This window comes from Luteimonas sp. MC1828 (assembly GCF_016461615.1).
Lineage (GTDB): Bacteria > Pseudomonadota > Gammaproteobacteria > Xanthomonadales > Xanthomonadaceae > Luteimonas.
Genome location: NZ_JAEMNY010000001.1, coordinates 450,106 through 463,377 on the forward strand (window position 1 = coordinate 450,106; position 13,272 = coordinate 463,377).

General features: G+C 70.1%; 15 protein-coding genes and 1 tRNA gene. 8 read left to right on the top strand and 8 right to left on the bottom strand.

Annotated features, from left to right (window positions below; genetic code table 11):
* The first annotated feature begins 62 nt into the window (after positions 1-62).
* Positions 63-551: an 8-oxo-dGTP diphosphatase gene (locus JHB91_RS02205; protein WP_199471133.1), complete on the top strand. Its 489-nt coding sequence runs from the start codon at positions 63-65 to the stop codon at positions 549-551.
* 18 nt (positions 552-569) lie between these two features.
* Here JHB91_RS02205 and JHB91_RS02210 read toward each other — a convergent pair whose 3' ends face one another.
* Together JHB91_RS02210 and JHB91_RS02215 are read right to left on the bottom strand one after the other, a co-directional pair.
* Positions 570-1,241: a response regulator transcription factor gene (locus tag JHB91_RS02210; RefSeq protein ID WP_199471135.1), complete on the bottom strand. Its 672-nt coding sequence runs from the start codon at positions 1,239-1,241 to the stop codon at positions 570-572.
* Between the two features lie 29 nt (positions 1,242-1,270).
* Positions 1,271-2,074: a 3-hydroxybutyrate dehydrogenase gene (locus JHB91_RS02215; RefSeq protein ID WP_199471137.1), complete on the bottom strand. Its 804-nt coding sequence runs from the start codon at positions 2,072-2,074 to the stop codon at positions 1,271-1,273.
* Between the two features lie 138 nt (positions 2,075-2,212).
* Here JHB91_RS02215 and JHB91_RS02220 point away from each other — a divergent pair, with 138 nt between their 5' ends.
* From JHB91_RS02220 to JHB91_RS02245, 6 genes are all read left to right on the top strand, one after another.
* Complete coding sequence (locus JHB91_RS02220) at positions 2,213-4,084, top strand: 3-hydroxybutyrate oligomer hydrolase family protein (protein ID WP_343225040.1); 1,872 nt, start codon at positions 2,213-2,215, stop codon at positions 4,082-4,084.
* 66 nt (positions 4,085-4,150) lie between these two features.
* Positions 4,151-4,783: a phosphatidylcholine/phosphatidylserine synthase gene (locus JHB91_RS02225; RefSeq protein WP_199372795.1), complete on the top strand. Its 633-nt coding sequence runs from the start codon at positions 4,151-4,153 to the stop codon at positions 4,781-4,783.
* Between the two features lie 58 nt (positions 4,784-4,841).
* Positions 4,842-6,284, top strand: coding sequence for a class III poly(R)-hydroxyalkanoic acid synthase subunit PhaE (gene phaE, locus JHB91_RS02230; RefSeq protein WP_199471138.1), 1,443 nt, complete (start codon positions 4,842-4,844; stop codon positions 6,282-6,284).
* Between the two features lies 1 nt (position 6,285).
* Positions 6,286-7,350 (top strand): class III poly(R)-hydroxyalkanoic acid synthase subunit PhaC, encoded by a 1,065-nt coding sequence (locus tag JHB91_RS02235; protein WP_199471139.1) that lies wholly within the window; start codon positions 6,286-6,288, stop codon positions 7,348-7,350.
* Positions 7,347-7,544: a PspC domain-containing protein gene (locus JHB91_RS02240; protein WP_199372792.1), complete on the top strand. Its 198-nt coding sequence runs from the start codon at positions 7,347-7,349 to the stop codon at positions 7,542-7,544. Before JHB91_RS02235 ends, JHB91_RS02240 begins: the two co-directional genes overlap by 4 nt.
* A gap of 2 nt (positions 7,545-7,546) precedes the next feature.
* Positions 7,547-8,014 (top strand): hypothetical protein, encoded by a 468-nt coding sequence (locus JHB91_RS02245; protein ID WP_234446931.1) that lies wholly within the window; start codon positions 7,547-7,549, stop codon positions 8,012-8,014.
* Positions 8,015-8,140: 126 nt separating this feature from the next.
* On the opposite strand, the gene JHB91_RS02250 is transcribed toward JHB91_RS02245, so the two are convergent.
* On the bottom strand, positions 8,141-9,466 hold the full coding sequence (locus tag JHB91_RS02250; protein WP_199471140.1) for an alpha/beta hydrolase: 1,326 nt from the start codon (positions 9,464-9,466) through the stop codon (positions 8,141-8,143).
* 166 nt (positions 9,467-9,632) lie between these two features.
* On the opposite strand from JHB91_RS02250, the gene JHB91_RS02255 reads away from it, so the two are divergent.
* A complete protein-coding gene (locus tag JHB91_RS02255) occupies positions 9,633-10,040 on the top strand; it encodes a hypothetical protein (RefSeq protein ID WP_199471141.1) in 408 nt (135 codons plus the stop codon).
* 18 nt (positions 10,041-10,058) lie between these two features.
* Here the strand turns inward: JHB91_RS02255 and JHB91_RS02260 are convergent, their stop codons facing one another.
* From JHB91_RS02260 to JHB91_RS02280, 5 genes are all read right to left on the bottom strand, one after another.
* A complete protein-coding gene (locus JHB91_RS02260) occupies positions 10,059-10,859 on the bottom strand; it encodes an NRDE family protein (protein ID WP_199471142.1) in 801 nt (266 codons plus the stop codon).
* Positions 10,860-10,914: 55 nt separating this feature from the next.
* Positions 10,915-11,130, bottom strand: a complete 216-nt coding sequence (locus JHB91_RS02265) for a hypothetical protein (RefSeq protein WP_199372787.1) — start codon at positions 11,128-11,130, stop codon at positions 10,915-10,917.
* Between the two features lie 195 nt (positions 11,131-11,325).
* Positions 11,326-11,412, bottom strand: a tRNA-Leu gene (locus JHB91_RS02270).
* A gap of 57 nt (positions 11,413-11,469) precedes the next feature.
* The gene (locus tag JHB91_RS02275; protein WP_199471143.1) at positions 11,470-12,078 is read right to left on the bottom strand and encodes a cysteine dioxygenase family protein; all 609 of its coding nucleotides are present in this window, start codon (positions 12,076-12,078) and stop codon (positions 11,470-11,472) included.
* A gap of 70 nt (positions 12,079-12,148) precedes the next feature.
* Positions 12,149-13,264, bottom strand: coding sequence for a homoserine O-acetyltransferase (locus JHB91_RS02280; protein WP_199471145.1), 1,116 nt, complete (start codon positions 13,262-13,264; stop codon positions 12,149-12,151).
* Positions 13,265-13,272 lie beyond the last annotated feature (8 nt).

Below are 13,272 nucleotides of genomic sequence, written 5' to 3' on the forward strand. Positions count from 1 at the left end.
GTGCGTCACGGCCCGCCGTTGGCGACGCCTTACAATTGCCGAAATTTCCGCGCGATCAAGAAATGCCCTATACCCCCATCCTCGCCACCCTCGGCTACATCCTTTCGCCCGACCGTCGCCAGGTGTTGCTGGTGCACCGCAATGCGCGCGACGACGACCAGCACCTGGGCAAGTACAACGGCCTGGGCGGCAAGCTCGAAGCCGACGAGGACGTGGTGGCCGGTATGCGCCGCGAGATCATGGAAGAGGCGGGCATCGACTGCAGCGACCTGCAGCTGCGCGGCACCATCAGCTGGCCGGGATTCGGCAAGCAGGGCGAGGACTGGTTCGGTTTCGTGTTCCTGATTACCGGATTCACCGGGACGCCCCTGGCGTCCAATCCGGAGGGCACGCTGGAGTGGGTCGATGTCGAGCGCATCCTCGAACTGCCGCTCTGGGATGGCGACCGCCAGTTCCTGCCGCTGGTGTTCGACGCCGACCCGCGCGCGTTCCACGGCGTGATGCCGTACCGCGACGGCAAGATGGTGTCGTGGGCGGTGTCGCGGATCTAGGCGGGTCGCCGCCGGCCTTCAGCCGTCGTCCTGCGCCTGGCGCGACGGGTCGCTGAGTTCCAGTTCGCGCAGGATCACGCCGGCCTGGGTGCGGTTGCGTGCGCCGAGCTTGTCGAAGATCGCTGACAGGTGCGCCTTCACCGTGCGCTCCTGCACGTCCAGGCGGTCGGCGATCTGCTTGTTGAGCAGGCCTTCGGCGACCAGCACCAGCACCCGGAACTGCTGCGGCGTGAGGCTGGCGAGGCGCGCGGCGAGATCGGCATCGCGCGGCGCGGAATGTGCGCGCGCCACCGCGCCGCGCAGCGCGGGCGGCAGCCATTCCTCGCAGGCCAGCACGGTGGCGATGGCCTCGCGCATCTCGTCCAGGCCCGCGCTCTTGGGGATGTAGCCGGCGGCGCCGTGGTCGATCGCGCGGCGCACGACGTGCGGGTCTTCGTTGGCCGACACCAGCACCACGGCGACCGCCGGGAACTGCGCGCGGATCGCCGCCAGGCCGGCGAGCCCGTGGTTGCCGGGCATGTGCAGGTCGAGCAGCACCAGGTCGATGTCGGCGCGCGCCTCGAGGGCGGCGATGGTCTCGTCGAGCGTGCCGGACTCGAGCGTCTCGATGCCGTCGGCAGCCTCGCGCGCGGCGCCGCGCAGCGCGGCGCGGAACAGCGGGTGGTCGTCGGCGATCAGCAGGGTGGGCATGGTCGTGCGCGTCCGTTGCGCTCGGCGGGCTACTGCGCCGACCAGCCGCCGTCGACCGGGAATGCGGCGCCGGTGACGTTGTGCGCCTCGCGGCGGCACAGCCAGGTGGCGAGTGCGCCGATCTCGGCGGGCAGGGTCATGCGCAGGCTCGGCTGCTTCTCCGCGAGCAGCGCGCGCACGCCGTCGTCGCGGCTGCCGCCGTCGCGGCGCGCTTCGATCTGCGGTTCGATCAGCGGCGTCTCCACCCAGCCGGGGCAGATGGCATTGACGGTCACGCCGCCGCTGTCGCGGCTGCCGGCCGCGGCATATTCAAGCGCCGCCACCTTGCCCAGGCCGAGCACGCCGTGCTTGCTCGCGACGTACGGTGCCTTGTTCACCGAACCCACCAGGCCATGCACCGACGCGACGTTGATGACCCGGCCGAAGCCGCGCGCGGCCATGCCCGGCATCGCCAGGCGCATGGTGTGGAAGGTCGCGCTGAGGTTGATGGCGATGATGTCGTCCCACTTGCCGACCGGCATTTCTGCCAGCGGCACCGCGTGCTGGATGCCGGCGTTGTTGACCAGCACGTCCAGCGGCGACCATGCGTCGATCTCCGTCATCATGGTTTCGATCGCGGCAGGGTCGCGCAGGTCGGCGTTGAAATGGCGGACGTCCGCCGCGCCGGCGTGGCGCACCGCAGCGAGTGCCGTATCCACCTGCGCCTGGTCGCCGAGGCCGTTGATCGCGACGCGTGCACCCGCGGCCGCCAGGGCCTGCGCGATGCCGAGTCCGATGCCGGAGGTGCTGCCTGTCACCAGGGCGGTGCGGCCGGAGAGGAAGGTGTCGGTCATGGGGTGGCATCGCGGAGGGGCAAGGCGGCCAAGTTAGCAAATCCGCTCCTGCCGCCGCGGCGTACAAAGGTACGATGCCGCCGGCGCGCGCGGCTGCTACGGTGCGGCATGCCCCTTTTTCCTCCAAGGATCGCGCCCGTGCGCAAGCCCATTGCTGTTTCCCGGCGCGTCGCTTCGCGCATCATCGTGTACGGCGCGGGTTCGCTCGCGCTTGCGGCGATCCTCGCCGGCTGCGCGTCCGGCGCCGGCCGCATGGCTGCCACGGAGAAGACCATGTTCGAACATCCGCGCAGCACCACGCACCGCGATGGCGACGACCTGCTCAGCGGCGGCCTCGGCCTCGACAGCCTGCGCCTGATGGTGCCGCCGGCGTTTGCCGAGGCCGCGGCCCCGACCGCCGGGGAACTGCGCCGCCGCGCGATCTGGAGCAGCTGGCGCGGCATCGCCGACCTGACGCCCACAGGCGGCTACGGCAGCCTGTACGGCAGCGTGGCCAGCGTTCCCGGCCGCGAGTTCTCGGCCTATGCGCGCGTGCCGGGCGCAGTGCACCCGCACCGCGTGCTGGTGCAGGTGCCGGACGCGTTCGACGCGGCGAAGCGCTGCGTGGTGGTGACCGCATCGTCCGGCTCGCGCGGCATCTACGGCTCGATTTCCGTAGCGGGCGCCTGGGGCCTGCCGAGGGGCTGCGCGGTGGCCTACACCGACAAGGGCGCCGGCAGCGACTACTTCGACCTCGACGCGCGCGCGGGCGCCGCGGCCGACGGCCGCGTGTCGGGCGCGGGCGAGGCCGCCGACCTGGCGTTCGTGCCGGAGGCGGCGGAAGGCGCATCCGGCGTTGCGTTCAAGCATGCGCATTCGAAGGACAACCCCGAGGCCGACTGGGGCCTGCACGTGAAGCAGGCGGCCGAGTTCGCGCTGCACGCGCTCGACGAGGCGCTGCCGGCGGCGGCACCGTTCACCTTCACCAACACGCGCGTGATCGCGGTCGGCATCTCCAACGGCGGCGGCGCCGTGCTGCGCGCGGCCGAGCTGGAAGGCGACTGGCTTGACGCGGTGGTGGCCGGCGAGCCGAGCGTCTACTCCAACGGCGCGGGCAGCCGCGCGCTCTACGACTACACGACCGAAGCCGCGCTGCTGATGCCCTGTGCCTTGCTGCACATGCAGGACCTGCCGCAGCCGCCGGTGACGGCACAGGTGGCGCCGTTCTGGACCGCACGCTGCGCATCGCTGAAGGCGGCGGGATTGGTGACGGGCGACGACACGGCCGCGCAGGCGCGATCGGCATACGACACGATGCGCAGCGCCGGCTGGACCGACGCCGCCCTGCGCGCCGGCGCGCTGTCGGCCGGCTTCGACCTGTGGCGCGCGGTGGCGGCGACCTATGCGTCCGCCTATGGCCGCCATGGCGTGGGCGAGGGCCCGTGTGGCTTCAGCTTCTCCGCGCAGGGCACGGACATGGTGTCGCGCGCCGCGACCGCCGCCGAGCGTGCGGCCTGGTGGTCGGATGCCAGCGGCATCCCGCCGGGTGCGGGCGTGGGGCTGGTCGATGCCGGCATCGCGCCGCCCGACCTGACGCTCGCAGGCCTGCAGTGCCTGCGCGCGCTGTGGACGGGTGATGGCGAAGACGCGGTCCGCGTCCGCGACGGCATTGCCGCGACGCGCGCCGCGCCGCCGCGCGCGGGGCTTCCGGTGATCGTGGTGCACGGCGCCGACGACGGCCTGATCCCGATGGCGTTCAGCAGCGCGCCCTATGTCGCCAATGCGCGCGCGGCGGGTCGCGACGTGCGCTTCTGGCAGGTGCGCAACGCGCAGCACTTCGACGCCTTCCTGATGCTGCCCGATTACGGCTCGCGCTACCTGCCGCTGCTGCCGTACGTGTATGCCGCGCTGGATCGCGTCAGCGAGCATCTCGACAGCGGCGCTGCGCTGCCCGCGGACGCCGACATCGAGACCCGCGTGCGCCCGTCGGGCACCGCGCTGGAGGCGGCGCACCTCGCGATCCCGCGCTGAGGGCCGCGCCGCGACGGCGCTGGCCGGATTTGGCATGCTGGAGGTCCCGCAGTGCACGGAACGCCCATGCCACGCCAGCGCCATTTCTCGATGCTCCGCGACTTCCATCTCGCGGACTGGTTCACCCTCGCCAACGCCATCTGCGGCACCGGCGCGATCTTCGCGGCCATGCGCTACCTACAGGAGGGCGCGGCCGAAGGCGGCATCCGCGACCTGATGCTGGGCATGGCGCTGATCCCGCTGGCGTTCGTCTTCGACGCGCTGGACGGCCGCATCGCCCGCTGGCGCAAGGTGTCGTCGACGCTCGGCCGCGAACTCGACTCGCTCGCCGACGTCATTTCGTTCGGCGTCGCGCCGGCCGCGCTCGCCTATGCCTGCGGGCTGCAGGGCGGCTGGGACTGGGTGGTGCTGAGCTGGTTCGTCGCCTGTGGCGTCAGCCGCCTGGCGCGCTACAACGTCACCGCCGAAACCCTGGCCGACGGCGGCGACAAGGTGAAATATTTCGAGGGCACGCCGATCCCGAGCAGCGTGGTGATCGTGCTGCTGCTGGCGGTGGCCGCCTGGCAGGGCGCCATTGGCGATGCGCTGTGGTTCGGAAGCGTGCAGCTCGGCCCCTGGCAGCTGCATCCGCTGGTGCTGGTGTATGCGCTGTCGGGCTCGCTGATGATCAGCAAGACGCTGCGCATTCCCAAGCCCTGATCGCGCTGGCGCGGTTGCCGGCGGTTGCTATGATCGGGCGACACGACGGAAGCGGGCGATGCCGGTGAACCAGCAGGACGATCTCGAGGCGCTGTCGCGCCGCTATTGGGCCGCATGGGGCGAGGCGCTGCGCGGCGCTGCGTCGCCCGCGGGCGGCATGCCCGGCATGTCGGATGCAGCGGGGTTGGCCGGCATGCCAGGAATGTCCGGGTTTGCGGGGATGAACGGCATGCCGGGCATGGCCGGTTTTCCGGGTCTCGGCGGCATTCCCGGCATGGGCGGCGCGCCGAATGTCCCCGGCGCGCACGGTCTGCACGAAGCGATCGACTGGTGGTCGCGCGTCGCCCATGGCGGGCGCGGCCAGGTCGACGACGCGGTCGAGCGATTCAACACGCAGGCACGGCAGTGGTATGGGCAGATGCAGCAGGTCGCCAGCCGGTTTGCCGGGCAGGATGCCAGCGCAGCCGATGTCGCGCGGGCATGGAAGGAAGCGCTGGGCGCGGCCGGTGAGAATCCGTTCCCCGAGATGCTGCGCACCATGCGCGGCCATGGCATGCAGGGCCTGGACCAGTGGGTCGAAGACGCCTCGCCGTGGCTGCATTCGATGCGCAGCGAGGCTGGCGCACTGCTGCGCATGCCCACCTTCGGTTTTGCACGCGAGCAGCAGGAGCGCCAGCAGGAGCTGCTCCGCGCGCATCTCGAATACCAGCACGCGAACGCCGCCTACAACGCGCTGATGATGAAGGCGTCCCAGGAGGCCTACGAGATCTTCGAAGCGCGGCTCGAAGCCCACCAGGAGCCGGGTCGGCAGATCCAGTCGGCGCGTGCGCTGTTCGACACCTGGATCGATGCCGCCGAGGAGGCCTATGCGCGCATCGCCCTTTCGCCCGAGTTCCGGGAGGTCTACGGCGAGATGGTGAACGCACAGATGCGCCTGCGCGCCTGCGTGCAGCGTGCTGTCGAAGACGCATGCGCCCAGGTCGGGATGCCGACGCGCAGTGAGCTCGACGGCGCGCACCGCAAGCTCGCCCAGCTCGAGCGCGAGGTCCGCAAGCTGCGTGATGCCGTGGCGCAGGGGCAGGGCGATCGCGCACCCGCGACCGCGCCACGCCCGCACGCAGGCGCGCCACTGGAACCGGCTGCCCGGCCTGTGGCGAAGGCAAGCGGGACCGCGAAGGCTGTCCGTGCGTCGAAGCGTGCGGGCACGGGCGCGGCGAAGGATGCGGCGAGCCACGTTGCCAGGAAGGCAACCCGGAAGTCGACGAAAGTTGCGAAGAGCGCGGTAAAGAAGAGCGCTCCAAAGAAGACCGTGAAGAAAGCTGTGAAGAAGTCCGCGGCGAAGCCTGCGACCGCCGGAGCGCGCGTGTCGCGCGCGGCCGCCCCCAGGGCATCGCGCTCGAAGGCGGAAGGCTTCGGCAGCATGATCGCGAATGCGATCCCGCAGGCGCCGCGGCCGTTGTCTCCACGCGGCGGCAAGTCGCCGGCCAAGAGGAAGCGCTGACATGCATGGTCCGCTCGATATCACCCCGGCCGGCCTGGCTGCCGAGTTCGCGCGCCTGCACCAGAAGCTGGGCGCGGGACTGCAGACACTGCGCAACGTCGATGACGTCGACTTCGGCGCAACGCCACGGCAGGAAGTGTGGCGCGACGGCAAGGTCGTGCTGTACCGCTTCATGGGCGCACAGGCACCGACCGCGCGGGTGCCGCTGCTGATCGCCTATGCGCTGGTCAACCGCCCGTACATGGTCGACCTGCAGGACGACAAGTCGCTGGTGCGCCAGTTGCTCGCGCGCGGCGAAGACGTCTACATCATCGACTGGGGTTATCCGGACCGTTCGGACCGGTTCCTCACCCTCGAGGACTACATCGAGCGCTTCATCGGCGGCGCGGTTGACCACCTGCGCGCCACGCACGGCCTGGATGCCATCAACCTCCTCGGCATCTGCCAGGGCGGGGCGTTCTCGCTGAGCTATGCCGCACTCAATCCCGCCAAGGTGCGCAACCTGATCACCATGGTGACGCCGGTGGATTTCCACACCGACGACAACATGCTGGGCAACTGGACGCGCGGCATCGACGTGGACCTGTTCGTCGACACGCTCGGCAACGTGCCTGCCGACATGATGAACCTGTGCTACCTGACGCTGAAGCCCTGGCGGCTGTTCGTGCAGAAGTACGTGGGCCTGGCGGACATCCTCGACGACAAGGCGGCGCTGGAGGATTTCCTGCGCATGGAGAAGTGGATCTTCGACTCGCCCGACCAGGCCGGGGAGGCGTTCCGCCAGTTCATCAAGCAGTACTACCAGGGCAACGGATTCGTCAATGGCGGCATCGTCATCGGTGACCGCGAGGTGCACCTGGGCATGGTCGAAATGCCGGTGCTCAACATCTACGCCGAGCAGGACCACCTGGTGCCTCCGTCGGCATCGCGGCCGCTGGGTGGCCTGGTCGGTACCAACGACTATTCGGAACTGTCGTTCCGCGGTGGGCATATCGGCATCTACGTCTCCGGGCGAGCCCAGAAACTGGTGCCGGACGCTATCCACGGCTGGCTGAGCGAACGATGAGCTCCCGTCCCACCCTCAGCCGTTCGCGCGACGACCGCGTGCTTGCCGGTGTCATCGGCGGCATTGCGCGCCGCTTCGGATGGAACTCGACGCTGCTGCGGGTGATCTACGTGCTGGTGTCGGCGGCGTCGATCGCGTTCCCCGGCATCCTGGTCTACCTGATCCTGTGGCTGCTGCTGCCCGAGGACGATTGAACGTGGCGCGGGCGCTGCGCCCGCTGGCGCATGCGCTCGGCATCGCGTGGGCGCTGCCGTACACGCTCGCCGGCGCCATCACGGGGCTTGCGGCACTGCCATTCGGCGCGCGCCTGTCACTGCGACCGCGCGACCTCGCACTGGTATTCGATCGCGTGCCCTGGGGTCCCGGTGGCGCGTTGACGCTCGGCAACGTCATCCTGCACACCGGCGACACGCTCGACTGCGCCTGCCACACGTACGCGCACCGCGCGGGACTGTGCGAGGAACCGTCCATCGCGCTCGCCGACCACGAGCGAGCCCACGTGCTGCAGTACATGGTGCTTGGCGTCCTGTTCCTTCCTCTGTATTTCCTGTGCGGCGGGATCAGCGTGCGCAATCGCTTCGAACGGGCGGCGGACCGCTACGCGCAGACCGGTCGCGGATGGTGGCCTTGGCCGGGCGTTCGGACCAACGGTCGACGCGATTGACGTCCGCGTAACACGCGCCGCGATACCCTGCTCGCGTCGAAGAAAAAGCGGAAGGCGCAAGCCGGACGCAATCGCTTCGGCAACGGAAGGCTCAGCCCGCCGGGGAAACCCGACAGACTGGGCCTTTCATTTTTGCGGCGTCGTGACGCCGCGGCGCGGACTGATGCGGGCTGCGGTCTGCACGTCCGGCAGCCGCAGGCCGTGGATCCATCCCGCAACCAGCGCGTGGTATCCGTCCGGGTTGCGCAGATCGACGCGCTCGCCGTCGACGTCGGTGAATTCGTAGATTCCGTGGTCGGTGCCCGGGTAGAGCACGATGTCGATCGGTCGCTGTTGTGCCTGCAGTTCCTGGAGCCGCGCGAGCGTGTTCGCCGGAGGCGCTTCTCGATCTTCGCCTGCAAGTACCCACAGCTGCGGCACGTCGAGCCCGGCCAGCACCGGCAGCGGGTCGTGGTGCCATGGCGTGCCCACGTCGCGGCCCCGCGCCATGCTGCGCACCATCCATCGCGGCAGCCAGGCCGGGATCCGCAGCAGTTCGCCGCTGAACTCGCCCTCCACGTCGTCCAGCCAGGCCTCGCCTGCGTAGCGCTCGCGCACCGCCGCCAGCTGGTCGAAGCCGCGCGTGAAGCCGGACGCCATGATCTCGCCGGTGGCGTCGGTGAGTTCGCGCGCCTTGCGCAGCACGTCGTCGCCATGACCGCGCGCGCGCAGCATGGCCATCACCTCTTCGCGGTCCTCGGCGAGCGGACTTTCGGCCAGCCCGTACAGCGCCACCACGTAGTCGGACTTGCCGCGCGATGCCGCCAGCGGCGCCACCCAGCCGGCCTGGCTGCCGCCGACGAAGCCGGCATGCGAGAACTTGCTGCCGGCCATGCGCCGCGCCTCGGCGAGCGCTGCGACCGCGTCTTCGGCCAGCAGCTCGAAGTCCTGCGTGTAGCTCCCCTGCGACGCGCCCGTGCCGCGCTTGTCGTACACGAACGTCGCCACGCCCTGCGCCGGCAGCAGGTACTGCAACGCCTGCATGTCCACCGCCGACCACGACTCCGAGCCATGCACCAGCACCGCCAGCGGCAGCGGCGAACGGGTGGGCAGGGGCAGCACGAGGCGCCCGCGCAATTCGATCCCGTTGCTGCGGAACCGGACCTCGCGAACCTCCTGCGGCATGCGCGTGGCGGTGGACCGGGGTTCGTCGCCGAACGCGACCTGCATGCGGCCCCTGCGGCAGGGCTCGAACACCGCGGTGGCGGCGACGGGGCCACCTTCGCGCCAGCCCTCCGACGCCTGCAGCATGTCGCCGAGCGCCTGGCGGCCGATGTTGAACCTGCCGGTGCGCCCGTCCATCAGGCGATAACGCAGGCCGCCTTCCACCGGTGACAGCACGAACACTGCGCCGGCGTCGTTGCGCCATGCACCGGCCTGGCAGCTGAAATCCGCAGACAGGGGTGCGGACACGGGCGCTGCCGGTTGCGGTGAGCAGGCGGCCAGCAGACAGAGCGCGGTCGCGAGAATCGCCGCGCGGTTCACGCGCATGTAGGCATTGGGCATCGGTCTTCAGTGGCGGGCAGCTGCCCGTCGTCGGGAAAGGCGCTAGTCTCTCGCGAAACCGGAGCCCAAGCACATGCGTCCAACCAGCCTGCGTGACGATGCCGCCCCCTGGTCGTTCTTCCTGCCGGTCATGCTGGCCGTAGCGGTGGGCATGCTGCTGGCCGGCGCAGTGCAGTTCGCGTTGAAGACGGTGTTCGCGCCCGGACCATCGGACATCCATGCCGCGCCTGCCGCCGTCGTGGCCAGCGGCGATCCGGATGGAGATGTCGTCGCGACGGCGGACGAAGCAGAAGCCGCGCTGGTCGCGGTCGGTGCCGCGCAGGGCGGCGACGTGGTGCTGCTGCCAGGCCCGATCACGTCGATGCGCGAAGGTTCGGATCGCGCCTGCATCAACGACACGATCGCGCTGCGTCGCCCGAATGGCTGGGAGCAGGGACTCGAGAACGACGCGCCTCTGCGCTGCAGGGCGAGTTCGCCCTGACAGCGTGCTCAGGTTCTTTCAGCGTTCCGGCACGCGCGGAATCAGCGTGATGCCGTTGCCGGCCTGCACGCCGTCAGGTCCGTAGCGACGCTCGGCGAACACGACCCGTGCTTCGCCGAACAGGACCACGCTGCTGCAGCGCGTGCCATAGCGCGGGCCGCGCACGAACGGCGGCGACAGCGCCCGCTCCAGTTCCAGGCCGACACCGGTGTCCGGCAGCGCGGCGTCCGGCGCGCGGGATTCATCGGCAAGCGCGAGGAAAAGCGGATCCAGCGACTCCGGCGATGCCAAGGGGTCTGCCAGGGCCAAGGGCGAGTCCAGCCACGCGGCCAGCGCGCGGGTGGCCAACGTGCTCTTCGGCCATGGGGCGTCGAACGCGCCATTGGACATCGCATGCACGCCCGGCGACACAGGCGCGGGCGGCTGGCGCGGCCGGTTGCTGGCGTGGATGAGCGCCTCGCCGTCGCAAAACAGCCCGTTGAACGGTCCGTAGTCGGCTCCGCCCGCCTGCGCTGTGGCGAACGCATGGGCGCTGTCGTTGCCGCGCACGAAGTCGCGCACCAGCCAGCCGCGCGAGCGCGGTGCGGGCACCGAATCGGCGTGTCCGTCGCGGACGTTGGTGACGGCGGCCAGGCGCCCATGCGCGGACACCTGCAGCCACCCGCCTCCCTGCACCAGGTCGCGGCCGCCGTAGACCGATGGCGCGTCCGGATCCATCGCCGCCGCGGCCGTCGGACGCGCGTGGAATTCGTCGCGATTGGCGGCGATGGCCAGCAGGTGGCGCGGATGATGGCGCCAGGCGAGGGCGATCAGGCACATGCCGCAATGGTAGCCGCGGCGCGGACGCGTGGCCGCGGCGTCAAGCGCGAGACGGTCAGCCGTTGGCCTGGACCATCACGGATTCACCTTCACCCAACGCCAGCGCGACGCCCGTGGGCGTGCCGGTGACGACGTAGCGGCGATAGGCATGATCGGAGGCGGCGCGGACGGCATCGTCCGGCGATGTGTGGTGGTCAAGCAGCAGGCGGTGACAGCTGACGTCCCAGCCGGCATCGTCGGCTGGCTCCACGTTGAGCAGGATCCGCGTCATGGCAGTCACCCGGAAGCGGGGAGCGGTTACCGGCCCAGCACCACGACCTGATCCTGGTCGTGGCCGATCATCCATGAATGGCGGCGTCCCCGTCCGTTGGGGCGCTGTGCTGCCGGAGCGCTCAGGTTCCCAGAACGGCTGCCGCGTTGGCATCGGCCCTTGACGGCAAATGCTGTCAGATTTTTCCTACAACGCTGGTGCCGGAAGTGGGACTCGAACCCACACGCTTTTAAGGGCGGCGGATTTTGAGTCCGCTGCGTCTACCGATTCCGCCATTCCGGCGCGGTCGCGAAGTATATCGTCCGCCGCGCGCGCTGTGAGCGTCGCGATCGCCTGCGGTCAGGCGGCGTCCGTCTGCAGGGTGTTGTCCACGCGCAAATACCACTCGCCCGACTGCGGCTCGAAACGCGAACAGCACTCCAGCGGCGCTTCGTAGATGTGCAGTGACACGGCAACGACGTCGGGGCTGGCGTTGCGGATCGTGTGGTACTCGTGCGGCGGGATCAGGCTGCCGGCGCTGCCGGGTCCCGCCTGGATGCCGCCGGCGGCGCGGAAGCGGACGCGGTCACCGTCGCGTTCGAGCAGCTCGTACTGGGTGATCTCGAGCTCGCCGTTCCACACGCCCTCCACGCACCAGCAGCCGGCGTGGTCGTGGATCGGCGTGCCCTGGCCCGGGCCCCAGGTCATCGCGACCACGCTGTAGCCGTGCTCGGCGCTGCGATACAGCTCGCGGCGCGCGTAGTGCCCGGTGATAGGTGCGTGCACGCACTCCGGCAGCCTGACTTCGGGGTCGCGGATCAGCGCGCACAGCGCGGTGCGCAGCGCGGCGGTGACCGCGTGGCAGTCACCTTGGGCAATGGCCGTATCGATGGCGGCGAGCATGCGCTCGCGGCCCGGGAACGCGACGTCCGGTTCCGGTAGTGCGATGGTGTTGGCAGTTGCAGTCATGCTGCGAGTGTACGACGCCGATCGCGAGGTCGCCGGTGCGTCTGTGTTGCAGCGCACCAACGCGGAGCGGCTACAGCGCCCCCAGGAACCCGCCGACCGCCGGCGTGAAGCGCTCGAAATCGACCAGGAACGCGTCATGGCCCTGCGGCGAGGGCAGCGCCAGGAACTCGGCCTGCACGCCGCCGGCGCGCAGGCCGTCGGCGATCTGTTCCTGCTGCTGCAGCGGGAACAGGATGTCGGTGCCCACGCCGATCGCCAACGCCCGCTCCACCTGGATCGCCGCCAGGCCCGCTTCGGTGGTGCCGGCGCAGCTCTCGCCCAGGTCGAACCAGTCCATCGAACGGCTGAGGTACAGATAGCAGTTGGGATCGAAATTGCGCACGAAGCGCCGCGCATGCGCTTCGAGGTAGCTCTCGACCTCGAACTCCAGGCCAAACGGGTCTTCGCCGTCGCGACGGTCCGAGTCGAGGCGCACGCGTCCGAAGCGTCCGTCCCACTCCAGGGCGGAACGGTAGGTGATGACGCCGAGCTTGCGCGCCATGCGCATGCCGCTTTCGGGATAGTGCGCCTCGTCGTAGTCGCCGTTGTTCCAGTTCGGGTCAAGGCGGATCGCTTCGCGTTGCAGGGAGCGGATGGCGATCGAGAACGGCAATGCGCGCGCCGCGCCCGAAATGTTGACGTGGCTGCGCGCGATGCCGGGGTGGCGCGCCAGCAGCGCCAGCGCAGACATGCCGCCCATCGAGTTGCCGATTACGCAGGCGAGTTTCGCAATGCCGAGCGCGCGCACCACGTGTGCGGCGGCGTCGGCGATGTCCTCGATCGACAGCTCCGGGAATGCAAGGCGCCAGGGCGCGCCGGTCGCGGGGTCGATCGATGCCGGGCCGCTCGAACCCTTGCAGCTGCCCAGCGTGTTGACGCACACCACGTACCAGCGGTCGGTGTCGATCGCCTTGCCCGGACCCACCATCGCTTCCCACCAGCCCGGAGAAGGGTCGGCTTCACTGGCCGCGGCATGGGCGTCCGGCGACAGTCCGGTCAGGATGAGCACGGCGTTGCCGCGCGCCGGGTCCAGCTGGCCCCAGGTCTCATAGGCGACGCGGCCCGACACCAGCGCGCCGCCGCGCTTGATGGCGAAGGGCGAAGGCAGGTCGATCCAGCGCGTGCCGGGGGGGATGAATTCGGTCATGACGGCAA

Bases quoted from the DNA above. Each gene is read 5' to 3' on its own strand.
- JHB91_RS02205 (WP_199471133.1), top strand. From the start codon at position 63: ATGCCCTATACCCCCATCCTCGCCACCCTCGGCTACATCCTTTCGCCC.
- JHB91_RS02210 (WP_199471135.1), bottom strand. From the start codon at position 1,241: ATGCCCACCCTGCTGATCGCCGACGACCACCCGCTGTTCCGCGCCGCG.
- JHB91_RS02215 (WP_199471137.1), bottom strand. From the start codon at position 2,074: ATGACCGACACCTTCCTCTCCGGCCGCACCGCCCTGGTGACAGGCAGC.
- JHB91_RS02225 (WP_199372795.1), top strand. From the start codon at position 4,151: ATGCCACGCCAGCGCCATTTCTCGATGCTCCGCGACTTCCATCTCGCG.
- phaE (WP_199471138.1), top strand. From the start codon at position 4,842: ATGCCGGTGAACCAGCAGGACGATCTCGAGGCGCTGTCGCGCCGCTAT.
- JHB91_RS02235 (WP_199471139.1), top strand. From the start codon at position 6,286: ATGCATGGTCCGCTCGATATCACCCCGGCCGGCCTGGCTGCCGAGTTC.
- JHB91_RS02240 (WP_199372792.1), top strand. From the start codon at position 7,347: ATGAGCTCCCGTCCCACCCTCAGCCGTTCGCGCGACGACCGCGTGCTT.
- JHB91_RS02255 (WP_199471141.1), top strand. From the start codon at position 9,633: ATGCGTCCAACCAGCCTGCGTGACGATGCCGCCCCCTGGTCGTTCTTC.
- JHB91_RS02260 (WP_199471142.1), bottom strand. From the start codon at position 10,859: ATGTGCCTGATCGCCCTCGCCTGGCGCCATCATCCGCGCCACCTGCTG.
- JHB91_RS02265 (WP_199372787.1), bottom strand. From the start codon at position 11,130: ATGACGCGGATCCTGCTCAACGTGGAGCCAGCCGACGATGCCGGCTGG.
- JHB91_RS02275 (WP_199471143.1), bottom strand. From the start codon at position 12,078: ATGACTGCAACTGCCAACACCATCGCACTACCGGAACCGGACGTCGCG.
- JHB91_RS02280 (WP_199471145.1), bottom strand. From the start codon at position 13,264: ATGACCGAATTCATCCCCCCCGGCACGCGCTGGATCGACCTGCCTTCG.